This is a genomic window from Cupriavidus sp. GW823-FHT07A04, assembly GCF_058794615.1.
On sequence record NZ_JBXAHA010000002.1, the window covers coordinates 124424 to 150600 of the forward strand.

Below are 26177 nucleotides of genomic sequence, written 5' to 3' on the forward strand. Positions count from 1 at the left end.
CGATGGGATGGCGCGGCCACACTGAGCCAGGCCGCCCCGCTATCGCAGCGGCATCGGAGCCCGGATCATTCGGCGCCGTGCACTGTCGCGCCTGAACGGCCGAAGGCCCGCATCAGCACGGCGCCGGTACCGCAAACGCCCATGACCACCGCCAGCGGCAACGCGCTGCCGTCCCGCCAGAAGCTGACGGCAGCGCCGGCCAGGGTACCCAGGGAGAATTGCAGCGTTCCCATCAATGCGGAAGCGGTGCCGGCACGATGGCCCTGCTGGTCCATGGCCAGTGCCGAGGCGTTCGGCAGGATGCAGCCGAGGCTGGCGATGAACACAAAGAAGCCCGTCAGCAGCACCGGCAGCGGCGCCAGGCCGGCGAGCACGGCCGCGGCCAGGACAAGGCCGGCCAGGCACGGCGCAAGCAGCGCGCCGCGCAGGACGTGGTCCAGCGTGCGGTTGCGCACCAGGCGAGCGTTGAGCTGCGACATGCCGATCAGGCCCAATGCGTTGGCGCCGAACACGAAGCCGTAATGGGAGGGATCGATGCCATGCAACTCGATCAGCACGAACGGCGACCCCGCAATGTATGCAAACATGCCCGCCTGCGCGCAGCCGGCCGACAGCGAATAGCCGACGAAACCCCGGTCTCGCAGCAGCTCGCCGTAGTTCGAGAGCACGCGGCCCAGGCGCAACGGCATGGCGCTGGCGTGGTCGAGCGATTCCTCCATATAGCGGTGGACCACCCACAGGATCAGCAGGCTCGCACCGCACAACAACCAGAAGATGGCGCGCCAGCCGAATGCCGCCAGCACGGCGCCCCCGATGATGGGCGCCAGGATCGGCGCCAGGCCCATCACCAGCATCAGCGAGGAGAAGGCGCGCGCGGATTCATGGGCCTCCAGCCGGTCGCGAATGACGGCGCGCGCCATCACCATGCCCGCGCAGCCACCCAGGGCCTGCAGGAAACGCCACAGCATCAGCGCATCGACGTCACTCGCGAGCGCGCACCCGGCCGCGGCCAGCGCATAGGCCAGCAGGCCGACATACAGCGGCGGCTTGCGGCCAAAGCGGTCGCTGATCGGGCCATAGAATGCCTGCCCCACCGCCAACCCGACCAGGAACGTCCCCAACGTGAGCTGCACGCGGCCGATATCGACCCCGAGATCCCCGGCCAGCGCCGGGAAACTCGGCAGGTACATGTCAATGGAAAGCGGCGCCAGCGCGGTAAGCGAAGCGCATACCAGGAGCCAAAGCGGAAAGCGCCCGGATTGTGGGGCGCGGGTGGAGCGGGTCATCGAAACTTCCTGAGGAACAACTAGGCAGCCGGCACGGCCACCGGCGCCCAATGCGTCAACCGGCTAGCGGCGTAGCGGCACGGGAGCGGCTAAAGACGTAATTGTTGCATAGCGTAACAAGCCGCGCACTCGGCACGCCGCGCGGCGATGATGCAAGCGCACGTCCGACCGGACGCGTGCAACTGTGATGACGGGCCTGGCGATACCGCGGCATTGCGGCAATTTCGGGCCTCGCTTCGCCGCGGAGTGGAGGAGTGCGTGGCTATCAACGGCAGCGACGCCAAGGGTACAATGCCAGCCTGTCGGCCGCCTGGGGCGGACGATCACGCAGCCCGACGCACCGCGGGAACCCACCCGATGGTGCGGTTCCCGGCAACGTTTTCCTGCATGAGAACAAGATACAAACTGCTTTCTGTCTTTTTTGCCCTGGCCGCCGGCGCGGCTAGTTTGCCGTGGGCGCAGCGCGCGCATGCGGCACCGGCTCCAGCCAGGGCCGCCGCCTCCGCGCCTGCCCCCGTGGTGGTGGACGAGGCCGATGCCCTGGCGCAAATGCTCAAGGGCGCTGCCACGGGCCAGAATACCGGCGCGGCAGGCGTGCCTGAATTGCTGCGCAATACCGCCCGCCCCGACAACATATTGTCGCGCGCTTGCCGCCAGCTCAACGACGCCCTGCCCATCGAGATCGATGGCGAGACGCGCTTGCGCCGCTGCCAGTCGGTCCCTGGCAAACATATCCTGTTCCAGTTGGAGCTGACCAAGTACCGAGGCCCCATGCTGGACCTCGCCAGCTTCGAGCTCAGCTACGCTGCGCCGCTGCAGCGCAATATCTGCGCGAACCGGGACGTTGAAATCCTGACCAAGCTGGGCATCAGCATGATGTTCCGCTACATGACGCGCAACGAGCGCGGCGAGCGTCGCGTTGGCGACGTCTACATCAACGCGCCCATCTGCTCCTCGGCACTGCGCTAGACCCTGCCAACCCCATTTGGCATTCCTGCCGGGATGCCGGGCCTTGCCTCCGGGAGCAGGCGCGCCGGCTCCCGGGCATAGCTCAGGCAAGCCGTGGACGCAACGGCACCACGTTGGCCGCACGCCGGGGCAACACACGGGTTTCTTTCCATCGCGCGTGCGCCAGCGGTGAGCCCCATACCAGTCCATGCAGTTGGGCGAGCGCAAAGGGATCGCCCAGCAACAAGTGTTTCTGGGTAGCCGACAGCGCGTCCGGGCCGGCGGTGAGGGCCTGCTGCACCAGCGCGGCGTGCTCCGCTTGCGTAGCCTGTGGCTGCACCACGCGCGACGAGGCGGTCGCGCACATCAGCGCATTGGTCACCGGGTCGACAACGGCATCGATAAATGCCGGCGGCTCTCCCGCTGCCTCCACGTGCTTTTGCATGGCCACCATCTCGCGCGGGGGTGTGGCCTCCTCCGGCGTCACGAACAACCTGGCTCCGCGCAGCGCGCGGCCCAGCGAGACCCGCGACAGCCAGACCGAAAGCGGAATCGAGCATACCAGCGAGCCCACGATCGGCAGCAGCCACCAGACAAAATTCGGGTCCAGCCACAGCACCAGCCCGCCCCAGGCCAGGCCCAGCAAGGTGTGCATGCCATGGCGGCGGAACGCCTCGCCCCAGGTGGTCTGCGCATCTTCACGCGGCGGCGACTTCCAGGTAATGCCCCAGCCGCTATAAGCCGCCACCACGAACTTGGTGTGAAACAGCATGCGGACCGGGGCCAGCAAGGCCGACATCACGACTTCGATCAGCATCGACAGCACCAGGCGCAACGGCCCGCCATAGCTGCGCGCGTCCTTCATCAGCAGCACCACGCTGGCGATCTTGGGCAGGAACAACAGTGTGGCGGTCGCCGAGAACAGCGCCAGCGCCTTCTCGGGATGCCATTCCGGCCAGGTCGGGAACAGCTGGTAGGGCTGCGTGAAGTACTCCGGCGGCACCAGCGCGTGCTTGGCCAGCATGATGGTGGACAACACCAGGAACAGGAACCACAGCGGCGCCGACAGATAAGCCATCACACCGGTGAGGAACACCGCGCGGTGCACAGCGTGAAAGCCCTGCTTCATCCACAGGCGGAAGTTCATCAGGTTGCCCTGGCACCAGCGGCGATCGCGCTTGACCTCATCGAGCAGGTTCGGCGGGAGTTCCTCATAGGAGCCCTCCAGGTCATAGGCAATCCACACGCCCCACCCGGCCCTGCGCATCAAGGCGGCCTCGACGAAATCGTGCGAGAGGATTTCTCCTGCCAGCGGGCCCTTGCCGGGCAATGGCGCCAGCGCGCAATGTTCCATGAACGGCTGGATGCGGATGATGGCGTTGTGGCCCCAGTAGTGCGATTCGCCGAGCTGCCAATAATGCAGGCCAGCGGTAAACAGCGGCCCGTACACGCGCGTGGAAAACTGCTGCACGCGCGCATACATGGTCTCGCGGCCCACGGCCAGCGGCGCGGTCTGGATGATGCCGGCCCCCGGATTGCCTTCCATCAGCTTGACCAGCGTGGTCAGGCACTCGCCGCTCATCACGCTATCTGCGTCCAGCACCACCATGTAGCGATAGGCGCTGCCCCAGCGGCGGCAGAAGTCCGCCACATTGCCGGTCTTGCGCTTCACGCGATGGCGGCGCCAGCGGTAGAAGATTCGGCCAAAGCCGTTGACCGCGCGGCAGGTTTCCATCCACGCATCGGTCTCGGCAGTGCGCAAGTCCGGGTTGCCGCTGTCGGACAGCACGAAGAAATCGAAGCGGGCCAGCTCGCCGGTGCGCTCCATCGACTCATAGGTCGCGCGCAGCCCGGCAAATACCCGGGTCACGTCCTCGTTGCAGATCGGCATGATGACCGCAGTGCGCGCCTCCTCGGCAATGGGCCCATCCACCGCGGCCGAGCGTGAGATCAGATGGCGGTCGCCGCCTTTGGCCAGCACCAGGAAACCCATCATGGCAGTCCAGAACCCAGCCGACACCCACGAAAACAGGATGGCGAAGAGCGCCAGCACGGCGATCTCGAGCGGATCGGTGCCGTGATAAGGCAGCACCTTGGTCATGAAGTATGTAGCTAGCGCGGTCTGCCCGGCTACCAGGCCAAGCAGTACCCATCGGCGGTGCTTGCCCGCCGGGTGCCATTTGCCCTCGGCATCGGGACCGTCATGTAGCGTGTCCCAGGTTTCCGGGACTGGCGGGCGGCCCAGCATGCGCCTGCCCAGGTTGCGCAGGAAGCCGGTGACGATGTGCGGAGGCCACGCCCGCGGCACCATGGAAGCGCGTTTGGGTTCGGGGCCGGTGTCGATATGCACGGTGCCGTCCGCACGACGCTGCACCAGCGGCTCGCCCGACGCCAGCGGTGCGCCATAGGCAAGATTGAGGCGGCGCCCCACCGAGCCGTAGGATGGGCCCGCCGGGGATGGCTCGCCGTCTTTGGCCGCGAGTGTGCGCTGCAGAAGATGGATGGCCGACTCAGTGTCGGCGGCGTCGCTGCCAGCGACGTTGTCAAGCAGCTCGCGACGCTGGTCGGGCGAGACAGGAACGCGATCGAGATAGCGCTCGCATGCCGCCGCCGGAGCGGCGCGCCGCTTCAGCCTGGGGGTAAGATGTAGCTCCACGTCTCGGATAGGGTTGTATTGCCGTTGCGAAGATAGCCGCGCAATTCGACCGGTTTGTTCTCGTCCTTGCGGCGCACGACCATGGTCATGCGCCAGCCGCCGGTGGCCGCATTGCGTTGCGTCGAAGTGTTCAGCAGCTCCCCGTTGCTGTCGGCCGAGATCACCGGATCGATCCGGGTATCGGCGGCCAGTTTCTTGAAGGCCGGGCCTTCAAAATCCACCACCAGCGAAAAGCTGGTGTCGTCCTGCTTGCGGCTGAGGCCCTGGCCACGCCGCGTTTGTGTCACCCACGACAGCGGCGGCTGTTTGTCGCCGTCCTTCTGCCACAGCAGCCGATACTCGAAATCGAAAGGTTGCTTGGGCTTGGGCGGGGTGTCAGGCACCCAGTACGCCACGATGTTGTCGTTGGTCTCGTCCGGGGTCGGGATCTGCACCAGCTCGACCCGGCCCGAGCCCCAATTCCCCTTGGGCTCCACCCAGGCGCTCGGCCGACGCTCATACCACGCGCCAATCTCCTGGTAGCTGCTGAAATTACGATCCCGCTGCATCAGGCCAAATCCTTGCGGATTGGTCGCGGCAAACGAGGTCACCAGCAGGCGCTTGGGATTGCTCAGCGGCCGCCACAGCCACTCACCCGTGCCGAGCTGCACCGAGAGGCCGTCGGAGTCATGCACCTCGGGCCGATAGTCCGGCACCGAAGAAGGTTGGTTCTCGCCAAAGAGGTACATGCTGGTCAGCGGTGCCAGGCCAAGCTTGGTGACGTTTTCCCGCATGAACAAGCGCGACTTCACCTCCATGACCGTCTCCGTGCCTGGCCGGATCACGATCCGGTACGCCCCGCTCACGCGGCGCGAGTCCATCAGCGCATAGATGGTCAGTTGCTTGTCCGCTGGCGATGGCCGCTCGATCCAGTACTCCACGAAACGCGGGAACTCTTCGCCGGAATTGAGCCCGGTATCCACGGCCAGGCCCCGCGCCGACAAGCCATACCACTGGTCCTTGCCCAACGCGCGGAAATAGCTGGCGCCCAGGAAAGAAACGACTTCGTCCTTGCCCTTGGTGCTGTTGAGCGGATAGAGCACGCGGAAGCCGGCGAAGCCAAGCGTCTTGAGCTTGCTGGTATCGACCTTGTGCGGCCCGTAGTTGAACGCGGACGGATCGAAGCGGATCTCGCGGGCACTCCCGCTCACCACTTCATTGATGCGCACCGGCTGGTCGAACACCATGCCTTCATGAAAGAAGGAGAGCTCGAACGGCAGCTTGGCATTGCGCCACTGATAACGCTCAGGCTTGTATTCGATCTCGCGGTAGCGCTCGTACGGCAGCTCGCGCAATTCACGCGGCAGATTCTGCGCGGGTGCCTTGTAAGGACTTGCGGCCAGCTGGCGCGCGCGCGCCGCCACGGTGTCGAAGTCGAACGCGTGCGCCACCACGGCACACAGTGCCAGCATGCCGCCGCACAACCACCTGCCCAGGCGCAGTGCGCCTGTGTTCGCAGGCGCCAATGCACGGCGCTGGATAGATTCGACGGTCGGCAAGGTAACGGTTTCGGACATGAATGCCAGTGACGGGCGTAGTTGGACGGTTACGATCAATCAAACACCGCAGCAAAAGGCGGGCCACCATGCGAGCGGAATGACTGAAGCAACGGCGGGATGCCGGCCAGCGCGAACCGGGGGAAAATGTAGGGGATCTCGCTGCGCATCGCTTTTGACTGGGTGCTGAACCTGTGCCTGCATATATCGGGACGTATCCGACTTGCTGCAATGCGCAATAAGACCTTAACAACTCGAGACTAAGAAGTCACGTTTCGATCACGCAACGTTTGCAACAATTTGAAACCCCAGCCATCCGGACGCCGCTTTGCGCGCGCCGCTCGAGCCCAGGCATCACATTGGGCATACCGTCGAATCATCGCTTGGTGCTTCGCAGGGCACGTTCGGGGCACAGCCATTTCTTCAGCGATTACCCCTACGGCGCCACCACGCATGAGCAAGGCGGAACGCGAACATCGGCCCCCTGCCCTCAGACCGCTGCGCCATGTCCTCTACATAGCGGCAGCCCCCGAACCTGCAACGCTAGGATACGGATCGCACGCCGTCAACGTGCGTGGCGAGCACGTGCGCAGCACTGGAACGGCGCATAGCGCACCTGCAAAATCGTGCACTGCACTGGAATCATGCGGATGGGGTCCGCCGCGCCCAAAAAAAAAGAGAGGCCGTAGCCTCTCGATCGGGTTCCGCCTCGATGCCAGTCCCCCCGGATGGCGCATGGCGCCGCTGGACATCGGTACCCGGAAGCGCGGCACCGCGCGCTTCACGCGCGACGCAGGGCTCACAGGCGGCGTGGCGAACTAGCTCGGCAGCAAGCGAGCGCACCGGCGCGCCGCTGCCCGTCGCCTTTCACTAGCGGCGCTCAGGCGCCTTTATTCATCATCTTGTCGGCATCAGGAGGCGCGTGGTTCTTCTTCTTTGCCGGCTTCTTCGTCGTCTTGCCGGAGCTTGACGCCGCTGGCTTGTCGCCGGCCGCGGGCGCGGCAGGCGCCGACGCCTGGGCATAAGCACCCGCACCAAACATGGCCAGCGTCAACATCACGATCCACTTCTTCATTTCAGCCTCCTGGTCAGCCGTAAAGAGAAGCCTGCCTGCGGCCCTTGGTGGCGCTAGGCACCTGCGCTTCGTGACTACCAAAACGAAGCAGGGAACGAATGGGTTGACGTGTCAGTTCGCCTATCGACACTGCAACGCAGCATCCAGCCTGGCCACACGTGCCGGCACAGGCATCAAGGACACAAGCGGCTGAGCAGTTCGCCGGGAACAGTGCCTGCACTGGCAGGCTGCGGCATTCCGGTGTGAGGGGCGCTGATGGTGTAAAGCGACTCGCCGCGCGCATAGCGCTTGGCGTAGAGCGTCTGCTCCACCACCGCATACATGGACGTGGCGCAATTGAACACCATGCGCTTGAGCGAGGAACGGATCGGCTCGCCGCTGGTGGTGCGGATCACCCCGGCCGGCGCGTTGCGCATGACGGCGACACCCACTTCGGGACCACGGCGGCGCACCGAAGTCTTGTCGAAGTAAGAGATCACCCCGTTGGCGCCCGCCAGGGGCAGCCAGCGCTGCGGGTCTGGCGCCGAAGAATCGGGCGCGGCCAGCACGGCGCAACCTTCGCGCGGCGTGGAACGGAAGGCAGCCCCCCCGCTGGGAGCCTGGCATTCAATCAAACCCGCCGTGGCGGCGGGGCGAACCGTGGCAGCAGGCTCGGCATACGCGGCAAGACAGACACTGCTGCCAACCAGCACGGCGACAGCGTGGAAAAAGGCGCGCAAGGACATGGACGGACCCTCGTGTAGACCAAAAGACAACGCGCATTGTCGCACACCATGCTGCGCAATCTGCTCAACGTGTACGCTGGCGCCCGTCCTGTCGCGCGCACCGGTCAAGGCCACCGGCTACCGGGACAGCGCCTCGAGTGCATGGCGTGAAGCCTCATCGGCCGGGAAAAAACACTCGATGCGCATCTCCTGCAGCGTGACGTCCTGCGGAATGCCCAGCGTGGTCAGCGTCGAGAACAGTGAGGCGCGAAAACCATCGGCAGCCAGCGCCACAGGTAGCATTGGAGGCGGCGTGCGCTCGGCAGCGTCGTCGTCGAACAGCGGAGCGCCGGCCGGCCCTACCATATCGGGATGCCAGTCCGCGATGCGGTTGAAGATCTCCCGCGCGGTCTGGTCCTGCGCCTGCGTCTGCAACTCCTGCCACACACGCCGCAGCAGGTAGCGCCCGACCTGGCGCGCGTTGTCGATGACCGGCCACAATCCGTCCGGATCGAAGACGGTCAGCATCAGGTTGATGCGCCCGCCGCCCTCCTCCAGCTTGGACGGTGCGCGCCCACCCAGCAGCACGCCAATCATGTTGCGGTATGCCTGATTGGCATCGAGCATGTTCCAGAATCGGTCCAGCACCACCGCGGGATAAGGCTCTTGCTTGGACAGGATCAGCGCCACGGCCTGCTGCACCATCTGCAGCGCGGGTGCGGCCAGGCCGTGCTCGGTGTAGGCCGGTGCGAAGCCACCAGCAAGGAGCAGGCGGTTGCGCTGGCGCAGCGGCACGCCAAGGCGGTCCGCCAGCGACAGCACCATCTCCCGGCTGGGCCGGGCGCGGCCGGATTCAAGGAAACTGATATGCCGCTGCGATACCCCGGCGGCCAGCGACAGCGCAAGCTGGCTATAGCCGCGCCTGCCGCGCCAGTAACGCAGCAGGCCGGGGAAATCGAGAGCGGTTTCGGAGCTGGGGGTCAGGGTATCCATGGCGGCATTACAGCATGGCGAAGGCCGTCTGGCGATTACCTTCGGGGTAATCGCCGGGCCCGCACCCATGCTGCAACGCGACACCAGCCCAGGCCGAAATGCGGTTGTCGACGTCGGGCACGCCGCCCTATGTCACCCGTCCGCGTGTTTCGCTCAGCGCAGCACCCAACCCGTATTTCCGGATCTTCTGGTACAAGGTGCTCTTCGCGATGCCGAGCCGCGAAGCGGTCCTGGTCAGGTTACCGCCGCTGTACGCCAGGGCTTTGCGGATGGATTCCGATTCGGCCATCTCCAATGAGCAAACCGTCTCGGGCACACTGCCGGCAATGTCCTTTGGCCGGCCTGCCCCGCCCGGCATGCCCACCTCGCTGATTTCGAGCGGCAGCTTGTCCAGGGTGATCACGCCGCCCTCGGCCATCAGCAAGGCGCCCTCGAGCGCGTTGCGCAACTCGCGGACATTGCCCGGCCAGTCGTAGGCAAGCAGGCATCGGTAAGCATCATCGTCGAACGAGGCCACCGGCAGCCCATAGCGCTCGCATAGCCGGCCCAGCCAGTGCGTGACCAGGGCCGGGATGTCGTCCTTGCGCTCGCGCAAGGGGGGTATGGCGATATTGGTCACGGCGATGCGGTAGAACAGGTCCATGCGGAATTTCCCCGCGGCCACGTCGTCACGCAGGTTCCGGTGGGTGGCGGCAACCAGGCGAAAACTGACCTTGCGCGGCGTGTTCTCGCCCAGCCGGTAGATCTCTCCCTCTTCCAGCACACGCAGCAGGTGCGGCTGTATGTCGAGCGGCATTTCGCCAATCTCGTCGAGAAACAGCGTCCCCCGGTTGGCGGCCTCGATCTTGCCGGCCGCGCCCGATCGGCGCGCGCCGGTAAACGCTCCCTCGGCATAGCCAAAGAGCTCGCTCGCGAGCAGGTCCCGTGACAGCCCCCCGCAATTGAGCGCCACGAACGGGCCGTCCGCGCAGGCGCTGGCCTGGTGAATTCCCTGCGCGAACAATTCCTTGCCAACGCCGGTTTCGCCCAGCAGCAGCACCGGCACCCTGGACGGCGCCAGGTGCTGCGCCTTCTCCACAGCCGAGCGCAAGGCCGCGCCGTTGCCAACGATACTGGAAAACGCCGGCGCCGCGCCCAGCCGCGCGGCAGGTGCATCGGCAGCACCCGATGCAGGACGATGCGGCGCGGCTGGGATCACCACCACGAAACCCAGCATGTCGCCGCGATCGCGGATCGCTTCGAAGCGGGTCAGGCGAAGCCATTCGGGCAGCGGCCCGGATCCGGCGCGCGCCCCGCGGGCGTCCAGGCCGGGAATGGAAAACGCGCTGTTCAAAATGGTGCTCACGCCCAGCCGCGCCAGCGCGGAAGGCGCCTGCGGATTGGCCTTGACCAGGCGTCCGCCTTCGTCAAGGACGAGCACCCCATCGCTGCGCACCGATGCAAAATGGCTCATGCAGCGGTCCAGCAGCCGCAGGCGGCGCTCCATGGCCAGCTTGGCCAGCCGGCTCTCGATCCGGCCGGCCAGCGATACGGTCAGCGCCAAGCTATGCCTGCTATAGGTCTGCGCCAGGCCTGACACGTCGATCACACCCAGCACGCCGCCGTCCAGCGGATCACGGATGACAGTGGCCGAGCAGGTCCAGCGCTTGATACCGGCGCAAAAATGCTCGGCACCATGGATTTGCACGGGTTGTTGCAAGGCCAGCGCGGTCCCGATGGCATTGGTCCCGCAGTTGAGCTCCGTCCAGTCGCAGCCCGGAATCAGGCCGACTTCACCGGCGGGCTCGACGATATGCATATCCCCCTCCTGCTGGAGGATCATCCCGTCAGGATCGGCCAGCAGCATGATGGTGCCCGTCTGCGAGAGAAACTCTCGGGTCTGCTGTATCAGTGGCAGGCTGGCGCTGACCAGGCGATCATTCTTCTCCCGCCGGACTCTCAGGCCGGCTTCGTCCAGCGGCGGCGGCGCGGCCCCGGCGCCAGGATCAACCTGGCCCACCAGGCACCGCCGCCAGGAATCATCGACCACGCAGCGCAGTTCGCCAGCGCTCGCCTCACCGCCATCGATCAGGTGCTCCCAGGCGGACATGATGCTGGCGTCATGGTCGGGATGGGAAAACCAGTCCATCGGTGTACCGGCTTCTTGCATTCCGTGTCTCCTTGCGGGGGCCCGCCCGATGCGGGCTCGGATGGCCGGTTATCCGGCTCGATCTCCTGTCTTGCGTGCTTCGCGGGACTGGCGCCCGCTCTTTGCATCCTACTCCCGACGGCACCGCCAAAGCCAGCCGGGGCTTGCCTACCCGCAAGTTCCAGGCCACGCGCCATGCGCCCGCCGCGCGGCCCGCCCGGCCGCACGGGTGCCCGAGCGCCCGTCACCGACCGGCCGGAAACGAAACGGCCGTTCGAAAATCGAACGGCCGAAAGGCCACCGCCAGGAGGGATGCACGATCCATCCCTTGGCCCGGAAGTGCAGAAGCAATTACCTCGATGTCGAAATCGGTATCAGTCCGCGCGTTCCGGCAGAGGCAGCTTCACCCAGTCCGTATAGAACGCTTCGATATCCGGCTCGAAGTCGTGGATCACCGGATACCACGGCGTGGGGGCTTCCACGTCGTGCATGGTCCCGCACTTGGGGCAGTAGTATTCGCGGTACACCTGCCATTGCGTGTCCGGCGCCATCAGGTGCGGATAGACCTCGGCCATGGCTTCATCCGTGTCGCGCACGTAGACGTTGGCATGGAGCTTCCAGTTCTCCCGGTAGTCGCAGAAGACATGGCCGCAATAGCATTGCGTGACCCACTTTTTGGTCTTGGCCTGCTGCACGATAAACATGTGCGGGCTCAGCGGCAGCACGATGCGATCATCCCAATCGAGCTTTTTCTGCAGCGCTTGCACGTATAGCTGAAAGCGCGCGGCATCCTTGGGCATCGATAGCATGCGCAAGGTGGTGTCCCAGTCGAGCTTGCCGTCGACCAGGTTCTTGACCTGTTCACTGGTGTAAGTGGACATCTTGAATCCTCTCTGGCGTATTGACTAATGTGTGCATTGGTTGGTGCCGGCCGGGCCTCACTCTTCGACCAGCACCACCGTGTTGACGTCGGGCATCTTGGACAGGTCCATGCGGTACTTCGAGCCATAGGTCGGCACGTCCAGCTCGTCCTCGGTCAAGGTCCACGAGTCCGGCAGGCCCCAGAACGTGCGAAACTGCTGCTCGAACTTGTTCGACAGGCCGAAGCTGGTGGCAAACATGTGCCGCACCTGGATCGAGGCATGCTTGACCAGAATCCGCTCGCGCTCGCCCTTCATCCACTCCTGGACAGGCTGCGAGCGCGCCAAGCGCTGGTTGCGGATCTCGATACGCAGCAACGCGGTCGCCTTGGCATCCGCCGTCCATATCCCATTGCCGTCCTTGGTCGCGACCGCGCCATATACCTTCTGCGCATATTCCGGCAGCAGCAAGGCGTTGTTCAGGTCCCGCTCGATGGCCTCGACCTCACGGTCGAGCGGGTCACCAAAGCCCGGGCCGCCACGCAGGTAGTTCAGGTACAGGTCGTAGTTGTCGTAGCAGTCCTCGGTCGTCATGCACTGCTGGTCGCGCTTGACGACCGCGCCGGCGTTGAGGTGGTTCTCGTAGTCCGGCAAGTCCGGATTGGCATCGCCACCCAGCGGCAGGCTGTCGCCGCCGGCGATGCGCTCCTTCAGGCCGGTCTTGTGGGCTTCGAAGCGGTAGCCGGTGGCGGCGGGATAGCCGCCCATCAGGCCCCAGTCGCTGTTCATGTAGCCGTTGCCCATGAAAAACATGGTCCAGTCCTGCGCTTTCCACACCATGCGCAGCGTCTCGAAGCCGCAGCCGCCCCGGTATTTGCCATAGCCGCCGGAATTGGCCTTGGCGTTGCGCCCCAGGTAAAGCAGGGGCTCGGCCATTTCCCATATCTCGATATCGCCCATATCGCCTTCCGGGTTCCAGATCGCCGCGGCATGGTTGAGACCGTCCTTGATGGCGCTGGCGCCGGTGCCGCACGACGAAGCCTCGAAGCTGTTGACCGCGTGGATCTCGCCCTCCTGGTTGATGCCGCCGCCCTGCAGCCAGTTGGAGGTGTTGGCGTTGCCGGCATTGACCTCTTCCAGGTAGCCGCGGCTGAAGTAGGCCTGCGACAAGCCGCGCCACATCGCACTCCAGCCCGAGACCAGGAAGTGCCAGGCGTAGGCATGGCCGGTGCGGCAATCGTCCGGATTCATCCAGGTGCCCTTGGGCAGATGGAATTCCGTGCCGAAGTAGGCACCATCGTTAATGCGCTGCGTGGGCACCAGCGTTTGCGTCATCATCACCCAGATACCGCTGGTAAAGGCCACGTGGTGCGCATTGTAGGAATGCCAGCCCCAGCGGCTCGCACCTTCGAAATCCAGGCGCCACGAACCATCCTTGCGGATTTCCATTTCCACCGGCGAATGCATGATCGAATCGAGCTTGGCGAAGGCCGAAGAGGTCTGCACGTCCGGGTGGTTGTACGGCACGTCCACAAACGCCACCTTGCGGTACTTGCCCGGCAGCGTCATCGCCTTGATGCGCGTCTGCAGGCCGCGGCGCCCTTCCTCGATCACCTCGTAGGAGAACTCTTCGTAGGCTTCCAGCCCTTCGTCCTCGATCACTTCCTCGATCAGGTCGCGGATCATGTGGCAGCCGGCGATGCGGGTTCGCTCGTCGAGAATCCAGTACTTGGGCGTACGTACCGAGCGCTGGCTTTCATGCAGCCAGTCGCGCAGCGGGGTGTCGTTCACCCCGGTCTTGCGGCAGGTGATCATGTAGCCGTCGCCAAAGCGCTGCACCTGCCCGGTGGACATCGATCCGGGCGTCACCGCGCCGGTGTCGATCACGTGGGTCACGCCGCCCACCCAGCCCACCAGCTTGCCATGCGCAAAAATCGGCACGATGGTGGCGATATCGCAGGGATGGACATTGCCGATCGCGCAATCATTGTTGGTAAACATGTCCCCGGGGTGGATGCCGGGATTGGTCTCCCAGTCGTTCTCGATCATGTACTTGATCGCGGCCCCCATCGTGCCGACGTGGATGATGATCCCGGTTGAGGTCAATACGCAATCGCCTGCGGCGTTGTAGAGCGTGAAGCACAGTTCGCCCTCCTGCTCGACGATCGGGCTGGCGGCGATCTTCTTGGCGGTTTCACGCGCGTGCACCAGGCCGCCGCGCAGCTTGGAGAAGAGCTTTTCGTAGCGGATCGGGTCCCGCTCGCGAAATGCGAGGCGCGTGAGCCCGTTGTAATGGCCGGTCTCGGCGGTGCGTTCGAGGATGGCGTCGCGGAACTGCTTGAGCGTCTCGCCGGTCTTGAGCAGGTCGGCGAGCCCGACTTCCTTGCTGGACATCATGTTCATGGCGTGTCTCCTTACTTCACTTCTTTAAGGTGGAAGAGGTGATGCTTGTCGAGCGTGGTGGCAAAGCCCTCGGGCACGACGAAGGTGGTGGCGTCCGACTCGATGATGGCGGGCCCGGTGATGGTGTTGCCGGGCTGCAGCGCTTCCATCTTCCACAGCACCGCGTCGTGCCACTGCTTCTGGCGATACAGCGGACGCGTTCCCAGCCGTGCTTGCGCGGGCGGCTTCGGCCCGCCTTCCAGGTCTTCCGGCAGCACCGGCTTCTGGGTAACCACCATGCCGCGCATGATGGCGCCAGTAACGGAGAAACCCAGCTCGGGCGAGCGCGCCGAACTGGCGTACACGCGGCCGTAGGTTTCCTCGAAGGCATCGACGATCTGGTCCCAATCGCCCGCCGTGGCGGCATTGACGATCGGGGAGCTGATTTCCAGGTCGTTAAGCTGGCCCATGTATTGCATGCGGTAGCCCGGCCGCAGGATCACGTCTTCGGCCTTGAAGCCGTTGATCTTGAACTCCTCGATCACTTTGGCGGCCAGGTCCGACCACGCCTTCTGGATGGTCTGGGCCGCCCGGGCCTTGTCCTCCTGCGCAGCGTCCTGCGGCAGCGCCAGGTCGACGCTCTTGTCATAGCGGTACTCGAAGTCCGCGCAAGCACAGCCAAACGCCGAGAAGCCCGCCGCCCAAGCCGGCACGATCACATCCTTGAAGCCAAGCCCTTCGGTGTAGCCATAGGTATGGACAGGCCCGGCACCGCCGTAGGAGAAGCAGACGAACTCGGTCGGGTTATAGCCCTTGGCGCTCACGTTAGAACGCAGGTACTCGCGCAATTGCAGGTCAAGCAGTTCGATCACGCCGGCCGCGGCGTCCTCTACCGACAGACCCAGCGGATCCGCGATCTGTGCCTTGATATGCTGGCGCGCCCGCTCCACATCCAGCCGTATCGCGCCGCCAAGGAAGTTGTCAGGATTGAGGTAGCCCAGCACCACATGGCAATCCGAGACCGACACCGTGTCCAGCCCGCTTTCCGGCCAGCAGGTACCGACCCGGTAGCCCGCGCTGTCCGGGCCGAGCTTGATGGCGCCGCTATAGGGGTCTAGCCGCACGAAGCTGCCGGCGCCGGCGCCCACCGAGTCCATCGTCACCAGCGGCAAGGACAGCACCAGCCGCGCCATGTCGGGATCGGCGGCGATGGCGAAGTTGCCCTTGGTGATGAGCGCCATGTCGAACGAGGTGCCGCCGATGTCGGAACAGGCGATATTGTCGTAGCCCAGGGTCTCGCCCAGCAGCTTGGAGCCGATCACGCCGCCGATCGGCCCGGAGACGATGGTGCGCGCCAGTTCCTTGGCCTTCCAACTGATGGTGCCGCCGTGGGTGGCCATCACCCGCAGGTCGAACTTGGCGCCGTGCTTCCTGAAACGGTCGCTGACCTTTTTCAGCGTCTGCCGCGAAGGCTCGGCCGCGTATGCCTCCAGCACCGTGGTGTTCATCCGGTGGCTTTCCTTGCGCTGCGGGTAATAGTCCACCGAGGCGAACACCGGGATATCGGCACCGAGCTTTTTGAGCTCGTCACGCGTGATATCTCGCGCCTGCTGCTCGCTGGTGCCGTTCTTGTGCGATTGCAGGAAGCAGATCACGACGGCCTTGGACCCGGCCGCCACCAACTCGCGCGTCGCCTGACGCACTTCATTTTCGCGCAGCGGGATCACGATTTCTCCCTGCACGTCGGTGCGTTCGGTCACGCCGCGGGTACGCGACAGGGGCACCAGCGGTTCGTCGTAGCGGTGCGTGTTGAGATGGATGCGCTCCTCCAGCGCGTAGCCCAGGTAGCTCTGGATGGCCCGCCCCATCGAATGGACGTGCTCGAAGCCTTTGTTGACCATCAGGCCCACGTCCAGCCCCTTGCGCTGCACAACGCGGTTGAGCATCGCGGTGCCCGAGTACACGCAGGTCAGCAGTTCGGGGTACACGTCGTCGACCCCGCGCTGCCAGTGCGCAAGCGCGTCCTCCGAGGAGTTGAAGATGGCCAGGGATTCGTCTTCCGGGTTGCTTTGCGCCTTGCCGACGACGAACCGCCCGTCGCCGCGCACAAAGAAGGTGTCGGTCATCGTGCCGCCGGCATCGATGCCCATCACCTGGACTTGTGATTGCACTTCCATACTTGTCTCCTTGCTTTGTCAGCGTTCACGGCGGCTGCCAGGCAGCGCCGTTGCCAAACTCACCGCATGGCACGGTGGTTCGGTGGCAGTAACGCAACGGCTGTGCCAACTGCTGGAGACAAGTATTTTTTGTTTTATATCAATGAGATAGCGAATAACCTCGAGCAAAAGGCTGGAGCGGGAAGCGACTTGTAGCGTCTCGAACGTCGTGTTTTCGAACGGGGGCACCGTTCGGTTTTCACGCTGCGCCCGGGTGACGGCTCGGTCAGCGCAAAGTGCCGCAAGGGGGAATGGGCACGGCAATCCAGGCAAGCCCGCAGCGGCCCTGACACACAGCAATGTTATGCTTTGGGCCTCGATAACTCCTGCGCGCACAGGGCGCGCACCCTGATGGAAATTGCCATATTACTGGCGCTGATCCTGATCAACGGCCTGTTCGCGATGTCCGAAATCGCCTTGATGACAGCCCGCAAGGCCCGCCTGCAGCGGCGCATCGAAGAAGGCGACCGCGGCGCGATCGAAGCGATCAAGCTGGGCGAGGATCCCACCCGATTTCTGTCTACCGTCCAGATCGGCATTACCTCCATTGGCGTGCTGAACGGCGTCGTTGGCGAATCCACCCTGGCGCAGCCGCTCGGCGCCTGGCTCCAGGGCTTTGGCATGCAGGCCTCGACCGCCGGCTGGGTGGCCACCACCATTGTGGTGGCCGGCCTGACCTATTTCTCCATTGTGCTGGGTGAACTGGTACCCAAGCGCCTTGGCCAGATGGCCCCCGAAACCATCGCGCGCCTGGTCTCGCGCCCGATTTCCTTCCTGGCGCTGGCCTCCACCCCGTTCGTCAAGCTGCTATCCAGCTCAACCCGGCTGGTGCTGCGCATGCTTGGCGTGAAAAGCGGCCGCGGCCCGGCGGTGACCGAAGAGGAGATCCATGCCCTCCTGGTGGAAGGCTCGGAAGCCGGCGTCATCGAGCAGCACGAGCACACCATGGTGCGTAATGTGTTCCGCCTGGATGACCGCCAGCTCACCTCGCTGATGGTGCCGCGCGGCGATGTGGTCTGCCTGGACGTGGAAGTCCCGCTGGAAGAAAACCTGCGCCGCATCGAGGAGTCCGATCACTCGCGCTTCCCGGTGGTGCGCGGCGGCATGCACGACATGCTGGGCGTGGTGAGCGCCCGCCAGTTGCTGGCGCGCCGCCTGCGCGGCGAGCCTACCGACCTCGCCGCCGTGGCCCAGGCTCCGGTGTTCGTGCCAGAAAGCGTGACCGGCATGGAACTGCTGGAGAATTTCCGCGTTTCCGGCGGCCAGATCGCCTTTGTCATCGACGAATACGGCGAGGTGCTAGGCCTGGTGACGCTGCAGGACCTGATCGAGGCCATCACCGGCGAATTCAAGCAGGATGGCGTCGGCGAGGAATGGGCCGTGCAGCGCGAGGACGGTTCCTGGCTGCTCGATGGCCTCATTCCCATCCCCGAGCTGAAAGACCGCATTGGCCTGCGCCAGGTGCCGGAAGAGGACAAGGAGCGTTACCACACGCTGTCCGGCATGTTGCTGCTGTTGTTGGGCCGCCTTCCGCAGACCACCGACACCGTGCGCTGGGGCGACTGGAAGTTCGAGATCGTGGACATGGACGGCAAGCGCATCGACAAGGTATTGGCGTCGCGCGTGCTGCCCGACGACGGCGCCGACGCCGAGACCACCGGCTGACCCCATACCCGCCTGGCGCCGAAACTTGATCTCCGTCAAGCCCCGGCGAATCCGCACTATCCCTGTGTCCGCCACGCTTCGGGCCGCGCCTGCTCTACCGTATGATCGTCACTGTGCCGTGCCATCCCTGACGCCGGCTTGAGGGCCAGATCCCCGAGCCGGCGCGCCGATGGCGCGCCGGTTGCCGCGGCCAAGGCTTTGTGAGGCCGCGCTCATGCCACCGTGCGGCGAAATCATGCTGCCCACAGGGACCCCCAATGCATCCAGACGCAGACGATGCCGTCCGCTCGCCGGAGGTGGACCCTCATGAAAAATGCGACTTCGTGGCTGCCTTGATGGCGCGGCGGCAGATGCCGCCGGCCACGCAGCAGCGCTTCGCGGTGCTGGTGATCCACCTCGATCGCTTTACCTACGCTAGCGAAACGCTTGGCGCGGAGCTATCGGCGCGGCTACGCGCGCAGGTGGCGGCGCGCATAGCCGCGCTGGCCCAGACGGCCGAAGTGAACTGGCTAGGCCAGGCGGACATCGGTGCGGTTGTGCCGCTGGCCCCGCTGCTACAGCTGGCGGCAGACCCGCTGGAAGCAGCGACGCGCCTGGCACGTGCCGTGGCCGCTGGCCTGGCGCGGCCGTTCGTGCAGAACGGGTTCGAGCTGTTCCTGTCCAGCAGCATTGGCGTGGCGCTGGATGAACCCGACAAGCCAGCGGAGCGCAGCCTCCATGAGGCCTATGACGCGATGCTGCGCGTACGCAAACGCGGAGGCGACGGCGTTGCCGGCGGCGGCATTACCACCCCTGCATCACTTTCCACACCGCTCCTGGCCGCCCTGCCTTTTGCCATGGCGCGCGGGCAGATCGCGCTGAACCTGCAGGCAAGGGCATCGCTGGCCACGGGTTGCGTGACTGGCTACACGGCCCGTCTGCGCTGGCAGAGCCCTGAGTTGGGGCGTGTCGCGCCGCAAGACTTCCTGCCCGCGCTGGAATCTCTTGGCATGATGGGCGAGGTGGCACGCTGGCTGATGGAAAACGCCTTGCCCCTGCTGGATTGCCCGGGCGTTGCCGACCCGGTGGAACTGTCGTTGCTGGTTTCCAGCGCCCAGTTGCATGGCACCCCGCTGATCGACACCTTGTTGCGCACCCTGGCGGCACGCAAGCTCGACCCGGCGAGGATCTGCCTCGAGATTCCCGGCGACGCGTTGCTGGCCGGCGACCACGTTGCCGCGGCCAAGCTCGCCACGTTGCGCGGCGCGGGCCTGCGGTTTGCCCTGAGCGACTTTGCCGACGCGCCCGGCGGCGCGTCAACGCTGGAGCGCCTGCAACCCGATTTACTGACGTTCAACGCGCGCTGCATCGGCAGCAGCGAGCAGCCAGGGCAGCCGGGCCAGGCCGGCGCCGCCGCCCGGCTGCACGCCGCCTGCGAGCAGGCATGGCGCCTTGGCCTGCCAGTCTGTGCCAAGGGCGTCGAAACACGGCACCAACTGGCCGAAGTACGACGTTGGGGCTGCTGCGCCATACAGGGATACTTGCTGGCGCAGCCCTTCCCGGCTCACTGGCTGGCGCAGACACATGCTGCAATCTGCGCACGCGCGCGTGAATTGCTGACCTAGGGCGCAGTGCTTGCCCGCGCCGCGTCACAATCTTGGCACGATCGGTTACAAAATGGCACGCATCGTGCTTCAATAGAGCACCGCGACAACGGTAAAATTGCGGCGAATTCAATGACCGAAAGGAGTCTGGCGTGAAAAAAGGATGGATCTTCTGCGTTCTGTTTGCCACCCTGCTGGCTGGCTGCAACACCATGGCCGGCCTGGGCCAGGATATACAGAAGGGTGGCCAAAAGCTTGAAGGCGCAGCCGATCGCAGCAAGTAAGATGCGCTGACGGCACCGGAGCGCCAGGCATGGCGCTCCGCGGCATCACAACAACTGCTCAGGCGTGAACGGCGCGAGTACGTCGATCCACAAGCGCTTCTGCCAACTTGTATCCGGCTCGGTATCGAACACCACCGCCTTGTCCCCCTTGCCATCCACCCACTGCACCGCGCCCTGATCGGACAAGCGCAGCAGGTAGCTGTTATCGTCGATCGCCCCCGCGAACAACTGCGCGACTTGCTGCGCGAGCTTGGCGCTATGGATGATCAGGCCTGTTTCCGTATTCTGGCTGGCCGAGCGTGGATCGAAGTTCATCGATCCCACGAACAGGTTGGTCCGGTCGGCGACGGCCGCCTTCACATGCAGGCTAGCCTGCGAAGACATGTAATCCCCGATCAGTTTCTGCGGCCGGCCGGGGCGCGACTTGAGCTCATGCAGTTCCACTCCCGCGCGCAGCAGGTCGGGCCGATAGCGCCGGTATCCCACATGGACGAGGGGCGCATCGGTGGCGGCCAGTGAGTTGGTCAGTACCCGCACCTTGACGCCGCGCTTGACCAGGTCCGCCATCCACGCGACGCCGCGGTCGCCCGGGATGAAATAGGGGGAAATCAGGATGATCTCCTGGCTCGCCCCGCTCAGCATGCGGCCCAGTTCCTCGCTCATGGTCTCGCCGGCGGCTGGCGCCTGGTCCGGCGCGGCTTTGCTGGGCGCGTCGACCATCACGCTTGCCGAAGCCCATTCGAGAGCCAGCTTGCCGCCAGCCGTGAACTGGCGGCCCAGGAAGCTCTCCCGCGCATCGATCTTGCCGGGAGGCGTCATGCCCAGTGCTTCGATGCGCTTGCTATCCGTCTGCGTGCCCACGAGGGCCTGCTCGGGCCGCGCCGCCCTAGTGCCGGAGGCGGAGGCCGCGTCCGCCGCCTCCGCAGGGGTTGCCAGGACTTCCACCGGCACGGCCAGCGGATTGTTCCAGTATCTGTCGAATGCGGCAGACAACCGCCGTACCGCGGGGCCGGCAGCGATCACGTCAAGGTCGACGAAGTTTGTGTCGGGAGCGCGCAGGAAATAGGCGTTGCCGAGATTGCGGCCCCCTGTCATGGCCAGCGCGTTGTCGGCGATAAAGGCCTTGTTGTGCATGCGGCGGTTGAGCCGGCGGACATCGGTGGCGGACGAGAGCATCCGCGTCAGCTTGGAGAATCGCCCCGCAGGAAACGGGTTGAACATGCGTACTTCGATATTGCGATGGCCCGCGAAGCGCAGGAAGGCGCGATCCTTGCCGTCGCTATGCAGGTCGTCCACCAGCACGCGCACGCGCACGCCCCGCTCGGCCGCTGCCCGCACGTGCCGAAGGATCTCGCGGGACGATTCGTCGGCCTCGATGAGGTAGTACTGGAGATCCAGGGTGCGGGTGGCATGGTCGGCCAGCGAAATCAGCGTACCGTAGGCTTCTTCGCCAGAGGCGATCACATGAAAGCCGGACAGCGCCTGATCGGGCGAACTCTGCGCAGCCAGCCGCCCGAGGGCGGTGGTCGCCGGATCTGCCAGCGCTGCGCTCTGCTCGCGCGGTGCTTCCTTGGGCAGGCTGGCGCAACCCTCGGCAAACAAGACGCAAGCGCAAATCAACACGCGGCCAAGCCGCTGGGCCAGCATCGCGCCGCGGCGCCGGGAAGCTGCCATGCCACCCGGGGCCGGACCCGCCAGTTGCACAGCCATGCTGCCTCCAGCAGTCGGGATATGCCAAGCTTATAACCTGGCGCGGCGGCCCGCTATCCGCCTTTGTCCGACGCCTTGGGGGCTTCAGGCGGACTTGCGCAGCGCGGCAGCCTCCTGCGCCAGTGTGCGCACCCGCGCCCAGTCGCCCTTGGCCACCGCATCCTTGGGCACCACCCAGGATCCGCCCACGCAAACCACATTGGGCAGCGCGAGATACGTTGGCGCGCGAGCAAGGTCAATGCCGCCCGTCGGGCAGAAGCGCAGTTGCGCGAACGGCCCGTAAAGCGACTTGAGCATCGGCACGCCGCCCGACGCTTCCGCCGGAAAGAACTTCAGGAACTTGAAACCGGCTTCCATCGCGGCCATCGCCTCGCTGGCGGTGGCTACGCCAGGCAACAGCGCCACGCCCGCACCCTGCGCGGCCACGGCCAGCGCCGGCGTAAGCCCGGGTGAAACCGCGAACTGCGCGCCGGCGTCGCTCACGGCCTTCAGGTCGGCCGCCGTCAACACCGTGCCCGCGCCTACGCAGGCTTGCGGGAAAGCTGCCGCCACCGCCTTGATGGCGTCCAGCGCCACCGGCGTGCGCAGCGTGATCTCCAGCACCGGCAGGCCGCCGCCGATCAAGGCTTCGGACACATGCAGGGCTTCGTCCACGGAGGAGAATTCGAGCACCGGGATCACCGGCACGTTAACGAGGCGTTCGATCAGCGAGGGAGATTGAGTTTGCATGGCAGTGGATCTTCGGTCAGGTCGGACGATTGAGCTTGGAGCTTGAGGGCTTGAGGGCTTGAGGGCTTGAGGGCTTGAGAATCAGGCGATCACGGAAACCGACTGCGCCATTCGCGCCAGCACGGTTTCGGTGGATGGGATAGGCGCCACGGCGCCATAGCCGGTGGTGGACAGCGCGGCCGCCACATTGGCGTAGCGCGCGGCGTCGAACGGATCGTCGCCGGCGGCTAGGCGCGCGACAAAGCTGCCGCCGAAGCAATCGCCGGCCCCGGTAGCATCCACCGGGTGCACCGCGTACGGCGGCACCAGCGTGCGCGCCTCGGGCGTGGCCACGTACGCGCCCTCCTCGCCCAGCTTGAGCGCGACCAGCCCGATGCCGCAGCCCAGCAGGTAGTCGACGATGGCGTCGCGGTCATCGAGGCCCGTCAGCACGGTGATGTCGTCCCAGCTCGGCAGGCACACATCGGTCAGCGCGAAGGCCTCGCGCATGATGCCGCGCGCGCGCGCCAGGGTCCACAGGCGCAGGCGCAGGTTGGTGTCGAGCGTGACCTGGCAACCGGCCTTGCGCGCATGCTCCATTGCCGCCAGTCCGGCATCGCAGGCACTGGTGCTGATGGCCAGGCTGATGCCTGACACATGCAGGTAGCGCGCTTCGGCAATGGCGTGGTGCGGCAGGTTCTCGTGGCTGTAGTGGCTGGCCGCCGAGCCGCTGCGCAAGTAGTCGAAACGGTGCCCGTGCGCGTCGTGGGTGACGAAGTACACGCCCGTGGGCGAGCCCGCGTCGATGCGCACGTGGCGGGTATCCACCCGCTCCTGCGTCCACAGCGCCAGCAGCCGCTCGCCGAAGGTGTCCTCGCCCACCGCGCTGATATAGCCGGCGCGGGCGCCCTGGCGCGCCGCGGCGATGCAGAAATTGGAAGTGTCGCCGCCAAAGCCCTGCAGGTAGCGCGCGGGATCGTCGGGCTGCTGGTTGAACTCAACCAGCGCTTCGCCGAAGGCGAGAATGTCGATGCTCATGGTGCAAGCGTCCCCTGTTGTCGCTGTCGTTGCTGTTGTTGCTGTTGTTGCTATCGTTACCGTTATGGCTGTCTTTGCTGCTGCGTGCGGCCGTTCAGAAGAACGTCTGCACAAGATCGATCACGCGCAGGTCGCCGTCGAGCACCGGAATGTGGCGCCACTTGTCGAAGGTAAGACAGGGATGGGAAATATCAAAGGCCACCATGTCTCCAACCTGGACATCGTCGCCGGGGCGGATCGCCAGATAGGCGTGCTGGTCCATCATGCCCGTCACCTCCCAATGCGCGGGCACCGCCACCGGCGCGCTTGCACCGGGCCGGTAGACCTGCGCCGGGATCGGCATGCCCGCATCGAAGGCGGCGTCGCGCTTGCCCATGCCGATGATGGCGCGCTCCGGCTCGGGAATCGACTGCACATAGGCCCACAACTGCAAGGCCGGCAACAGGCCCTCGCGCATCTTCTGCGCGACCGGGTTGCTGGCCAGAATCCGTTTTTGCGCGGCGCGGTAGATGCCCACGTCGTGCGTGAGGTAGCAGCCCGGGCGCAGCACGATGTCGATCGGCGCGCCGATATCGGTGCGGGCGAACTCCTCCGCCACCACGTCGTACCAGGCCGAGCCCGCGCCGGACATCACCACCGGGCTGCGGCCGAAGCGGCCGGCCGCGAACAGCTCGCGCGTCACCGCCACGGTGCGCCGCAGGAAGTCGCGGATATCGGCCTCTTCCTGGAGCACGCCCTCGTAGATTTCCACACCGGCCAGCGACAGAACGCCGGGCCAGCGCGCCAGCGCCGCCAGCACCGCTTCTTGCTGCTGCGCACCGCGCACGCCAGTGCGCCCGCCTGGCACGCCCAGTTCCAGCAGTACCTGCAGCTTCTGGCCGCGTGCGCTGAAGTACGTGCCCAGCTGGTCCACCAGCGCCGCCGAATCCACCAGCGTAAAGAACTCGAAATCCGGATCGCGCAGCAGGTCGGCCACGATTTCCATGTTGCGCCGGCCCACCAGCTGGTTGGCCATCAAGACGCGCCGCACGCCGTGCGCGTACGCGGCGGCAGTCTGGTGCGCGGTGGCCAGCGTGATGCCCCAGGCGCCGGCGGCCAGCTGGCGCGCGAACAGCTTGGGCGCCATGGTGGTCTTGCCATGCGGCGCCAACTGCACACCATACTCACCCATGAAGCGGCGCATCCATTCCAGGTTATGCGCAAGGCGCTCTTCATACAGCACAGCGGCTGGCAGGCTGAGGTCTTCCGCCAGCAATTGCCAGCCCACCTGGCCGGCTGCATCGGGCGCCAGCGGGGCATCGAGCTTGCCCAGCGCCTTGTTGAGCGGATCGATCGTGCCGGCTTGGTACTTTATTTCACGCATGCTGTCATCATCCTGCAAAATTCCGATTGACGTAATGATAGCCTTGAAATTACGATATTTCACCCTTGTTATAAAGTAACATTCAAAGCTGGCTCCGAGGCGACATTGCGCACCCGGGACGGCTCGCCCCCACCATTGACCCGCCAACCATGTCCGCGCCCTTCGACATCCTGACCCGCATCGCCGAGCGTGGCCCCACGTTGCGCCTGGCCGAGCAGAAGGTCGCCCAGGTGATCCTGCAGGACCTGGCGGGCGCCGCCGCCACCAGCATCAACGAGCTGGCGCGGCAGGCCGGGGTGAGCGAAGCCAGCGTGACCCGTTTTGCCAAGGCCATCGGCTGCCGCGACGTGCGCGACCTCAAGTTGCGCCTGGCGCAAGCCACGGCCGTGGGCCAGCGTTTCCTGCAGGCGGAGGTCGCCCGCGCGGCGGAGCCGTCCCCTGCCACGCTGGCCGACAGCATTCATGCGGATATCCTGGACTCTCTTGAGGTCAATCGCAAGCTGATCGATCCCGACCATATGGAGCGTGCGGCGCGCCTGTTGCTGGAGGCGCGCATGGTCTACGCTTTTGGCATGGGTGGCGGCTCGTCCTTCATGGCCGACGAAGCGCGTTACCGGCTGGCCCGCCTGGGCCGTCCGGTTGCCAGCTACCAGGACGCGCTGCTGCAGAAGATGGTGGCAGCCACCTTGCACAAGGACGATGTCGTGCTTGCGTTCTCTGCCACGGGCAACGTGCCCGAGATGCTGGCCAGTTGCGATATCGCCCGCGAATACGGCGCGAAACTGGTGGCCGTGACCGCGCTGGGCTCACCGCTGGCGGCGCGCGCGGACGTGCTGCTGCCGGTGCGCACGCTGGAAACGGATTTTATTTTCAAGCCCTCGGCCTCGCGCTACGCGATGCTGCTGGTCATGGACGTGCTAGCGACCCAGCTCGCCCTGCTGCAGCAAGACCAGAGCCAGGACAACCTGCGCCGGCTCAAGTACGTGCTCGACGCGCACCGCGGCACTGGCGCCACCGATAGCCGCCAGCCGCTCGGAGACTGA

Annotated in this window: 19 protein-coding genes; 5 read left to right on the forward strand and 14 right to left on the reverse strand. The window is 65.5% G+C overall.

Translation table 11 applies throughout. From position 1 onward, the window contains the following. Positions 1-65: 65 nt before the first annotated feature. Entirely contained in the window at positions 66-1286 is a 1221-nt protein-coding gene (locus tag AC1Q7Q_RS03840) for a Bcr/CflA family multidrug efflux MFS transporter (RefSeq protein ID WP_492370830.1), read from the reverse strand. A gap of 387 nt (positions 1287-1673) precedes the next feature. On the opposite strand from AC1Q7Q_RS03840, the gene AC1Q7Q_RS03845 reads away from it, so the two are divergent. Further along, positions 1674-2255: a hypothetical protein gene (locus tag AC1Q7Q_RS03845; protein ID WP_441638896.1), complete on the forward strand. Its 582-nt coding sequence runs from the start codon at positions 1674-1676 to the stop codon at positions 2253-2255. 82 nt (positions 2256-2337) lie between these two features. Here AC1Q7Q_RS03845 and mdoH read toward each other — a convergent pair whose 3' ends face one another. The 9 genes from mdoH to AC1Q7Q_RS03890 form a co-directional block, all read right to left on the reverse strand. After that, complete coding sequence (gene mdoH, locus AC1Q7Q_RS03850; RefSeq protein ID WP_492370831.1) at positions 2338-4890, reverse strand: glucans biosynthesis glucosyltransferase MdoH; 2553 nt, start codon at positions 4888-4890, stop codon at positions 2338-2340. Next, positions 4863-6446 (reverse strand): glucan biosynthesis protein G, encoded by a 1584-nt coding sequence (locus AC1Q7Q_RS03855; RefSeq protein WP_492370832.1) that lies wholly within the window; start codon positions 6444-6446, stop codon positions 4863-4865. Before AC1Q7Q_RS03855 ends, mdoH begins: the two co-directional genes overlap by 28 nt. Before the next feature lie 859 nt (positions 6447-7305). Then, a complete protein-coding gene (locus tag AC1Q7Q_RS03860) occupies positions 7306-7500 on the reverse strand; it encodes a hypothetical protein (protein WP_477132400.1) in 195 nt (64 codons plus the stop codon). 173 nt (positions 7501-7673) lie between these two features. Further along, complete coding sequence (locus AC1Q7Q_RS03865) at positions 7674-8225, reverse strand: surface-adhesin E family protein (protein WP_416052506.1); 552 nt, start codon at positions 8223-8225, stop codon at positions 7674-7676. A 117-nt stretch (positions 8226-8342) separates the two neighbouring features. Beyond that, entirely contained in the window at positions 8343-9197 is an 855-nt protein-coding gene (locus tag AC1Q7Q_RS03870) for a helix-turn-helix domain-containing protein (RefSeq protein ID WP_492370833.1), read from the reverse strand. Between the two features lie 127 nt (positions 9198-9324). Beyond that, the gene (locus tag AC1Q7Q_RS03875) at positions 9325-11346 is read right to left on the reverse strand and encodes a sigma-54-dependent Fis family transcriptional regulator (RefSeq protein WP_492370834.1); all 2022 of its coding nucleotides are present in this window, start codon (positions 11344-11346) and stop codon (positions 9325-9327) included. Positions 11347-11699: 353 nt separating this feature from the next. Continuing rightward, positions 11700-12206 carry an acetone carboxylase subunit gamma gene (locus tag AC1Q7Q_RS03880; protein WP_492370835.1) on the reverse strand — a complete coding sequence of 169 codons (507 nt, stop codon included), beginning with the start codon at positions 12204-12206 and terminating at the stop codon, positions 11700-11702. 57 nt (positions 12207-12263) lie between these two features. Beyond that, positions 12264-14588: a hydantoinase B/oxoprolinase family protein gene (locus AC1Q7Q_RS03885; RefSeq protein WP_492370836.1), complete on the reverse strand. Its 2325-nt coding sequence runs from the start codon at positions 14586-14588 to the stop codon at positions 12264-12266. A gap of 11 nt (positions 14589-14599) precedes the next feature. Beyond that, on the reverse strand, positions 14600-16744 hold the full coding sequence (locus AC1Q7Q_RS03890) for a hydantoinase/oxoprolinase family protein (RefSeq protein WP_492370837.1): 2145 nt from the start codon (positions 16742-16744) through the stop codon (positions 14600-14602). Between the two features lie 390 nt (positions 16745-17134). Between AC1Q7Q_RS03890 and AC1Q7Q_RS03895 the strand changes: the two genes are divergently transcribed. The 3 genes from AC1Q7Q_RS03895 (at position 17135) to AC1Q7Q_RS03905 (ending at position 20315) form a co-directional block, all read left to right on the forward strand. Beyond that, positions 17135-18448 (forward strand): hemolysin family protein, encoded by a 1314-nt coding sequence (locus tag AC1Q7Q_RS03895; protein ID WP_492370838.1) that lies wholly within the window; start codon positions 17135-17137, stop codon positions 18446-18448. A gap of 257 nt (positions 18449-18705) precedes the next feature. Then, positions 18706-20052 (forward strand): GGDEF domain-containing protein, encoded by a 1347-nt coding sequence (locus tag AC1Q7Q_RS03900; RefSeq protein ID WP_492370839.1) that lies wholly within the window; start codon positions 18706-18708, stop codon positions 20050-20052. A gap of 131 nt (positions 20053-20183) precedes the next feature. Next, positions 20184-20315 (forward strand): entericidin A/B family lipoprotein, encoded by a 132-nt coding sequence (locus AC1Q7Q_RS03905; RefSeq protein WP_006163387.1) that lies wholly within the window; start codon positions 20184-20186, stop codon positions 20313-20315. Between the two features lie 45 nt (positions 20316-20360). Here the strand turns inward: AC1Q7Q_RS03905 and AC1Q7Q_RS03910 are convergent, their stop codons facing one another. From AC1Q7Q_RS03910 to AC1Q7Q_RS03925, 4 genes are all read right to left on the reverse strand, one after another. Next, positions 20361-22025, reverse strand: coding sequence for a phospholipase D family protein (locus AC1Q7Q_RS03910; RefSeq protein ID WP_492370840.1), 1665 nt, complete (start codon positions 22023-22025; stop codon positions 20361-20363). 84 nt (positions 22026-22109) lie between these two features. Further along, complete coding sequence (gene eda, locus AC1Q7Q_RS03915) at positions 22110-22754, reverse strand: bifunctional 4-hydroxy-2-oxoglutarate aldolase/2-dehydro-3-deoxy-phosphogluconate aldolase (RefSeq protein ID WP_492370841.1); 645 nt, start codon at positions 22752-22754, stop codon at positions 22110-22112. A gap of 81 nt (positions 22755-22835) precedes the next feature. Further along, complete coding sequence (locus AC1Q7Q_RS03920; RefSeq protein ID WP_492370842.1) at positions 22836-23771, reverse strand: sugar kinase; 936 nt, start codon at positions 23769-23771, stop codon at positions 22836-22838. A gap of 94 nt (positions 23772-23865) precedes the next feature. Then, positions 23866-25134 carry an amino acid deaminase gene (locus tag AC1Q7Q_RS03925; RefSeq protein WP_492370843.1) on the reverse strand — a complete coding sequence of 423 codons (1269 nt, stop codon included), beginning with the start codon at positions 25132-25134 and terminating at the stop codon, positions 23866-23868. A 149-nt stretch (positions 25135-25283) separates the two neighbouring features. Between AC1Q7Q_RS03925 and AC1Q7Q_RS03930 the strand changes: the two genes are divergently transcribed. Then, a complete protein-coding gene (locus AC1Q7Q_RS03930) occupies positions 25284-26177 on the forward strand; it encodes a MurR/RpiR family transcriptional regulator (protein ID WP_150985497.1) in 894 nt (297 codons plus the stop codon).

Coding starts and splice junctions, on each gene's coding strand:
- AC1Q7Q_RS03860 (WP_477132400.1), bottom strand. CDS start 7,500: ATGAAGAAGTGGATCGTGATGTTGACGCTGGCCATGTTTGGTGCGGGT.
- AC1Q7Q_RS03895 (WP_492370838.1), top strand. CDS start 17,135: ATGGAAATTGCCATATTACTGGCGCTGATCCTGATCAACGGCCTGTTC.
- AC1Q7Q_RS03880 (WP_492370835.1), bottom strand. CDS start 12,206: ATGTCCACTTACACCAGTGAACAGGTCAAGAACCTGGTCGACGGCAAG.
- AC1Q7Q_RS03875 (WP_492370834.1), bottom strand. CDS start 11,346: ATGCAAGAAGCCGGTACACCGATGGACTGGTTTTCCCATCCCGACCAT.
- AC1Q7Q_RS03910 (WP_492370840.1), bottom strand. CDS start 22,025: ATGGCTGTGCAACTGGCGGGTCCGGCCCCGGGTGGCATGGCAGCTTCC.
- AC1Q7Q_RS03865 (WP_416052506.1), bottom strand. CDS start 8,225: ATGTCCTTGCGCGCCTTTTTCCACGCTGTCGCCGTGCTGGTTGGCAGC.
- AC1Q7Q_RS03845 (WP_441638896.1), top strand. CDS start 1,674: ATGAGAACAAGATACAAACTGCTTTCTGTCTTTTTTGCCCTGGCCGCC.
- AC1Q7Q_RS03900 (WP_492370839.1), top strand. CDS start 18,706: ATGCATCCAGACGCAGACGATGCCGTCCGCTCGCCGGAGGTGGACCCT.
- AC1Q7Q_RS03855 (WP_492370832.1), bottom strand. CDS start 6,446: ATGTCCGAAACCGTTACCTTGCCGACCGTCGAATCTATCCAGCGCCGT.
- AC1Q7Q_RS03885 (WP_492370836.1), bottom strand. CDS start 14,588: ATGAACATGATGTCCAGCAAGGAAGTCGGGCTCGCCGACCTGCTCAAG.
- AC1Q7Q_RS03925 (WP_492370843.1), bottom strand. CDS start 25,134: ATGCGTGAAATAAAGTACCAAGCCGGCACGATCGATCCGCTCAACAAG.
- AC1Q7Q_RS03930 (WP_150985497.1), top strand. CDS start 25,284: ATGTCCGCGCCCTTCGACATCCTGACCCGCATCGCCGAGCGTGGCCCC.
- AC1Q7Q_RS03920 (WP_492370842.1), bottom strand. CDS start 23,771: ATGAGCATCGACATTCTCGCCTTCGGCGAAGCGCTGGTTGAGTTCAAC.
- AC1Q7Q_RS03840 (WP_492370830.1), bottom strand. CDS start 1,286: ATGACCCGCTCCACCCGCGCCCCACAATCCGGGCGCTTTCCGCTTTGG.
- AC1Q7Q_RS03890 (WP_492370837.1), bottom strand. CDS start 16,744: ATGGAAGTGCAATCACAAGTCCAGGTGATGGGCATCGATGCCGGCGGC.
- AC1Q7Q_RS03870 (WP_492370833.1), bottom strand. CDS start 9,197: ATGGATACCCTGACCCCCAGCTCCGAAACCGCTCTCGATTTCCCCGGC.
- eda (WP_492370841.1), bottom strand. CDS start 22,754: ATGCAAACTCAATCTCCCTCGCTGATCGAACGCCTCGTTAACGTGCCG.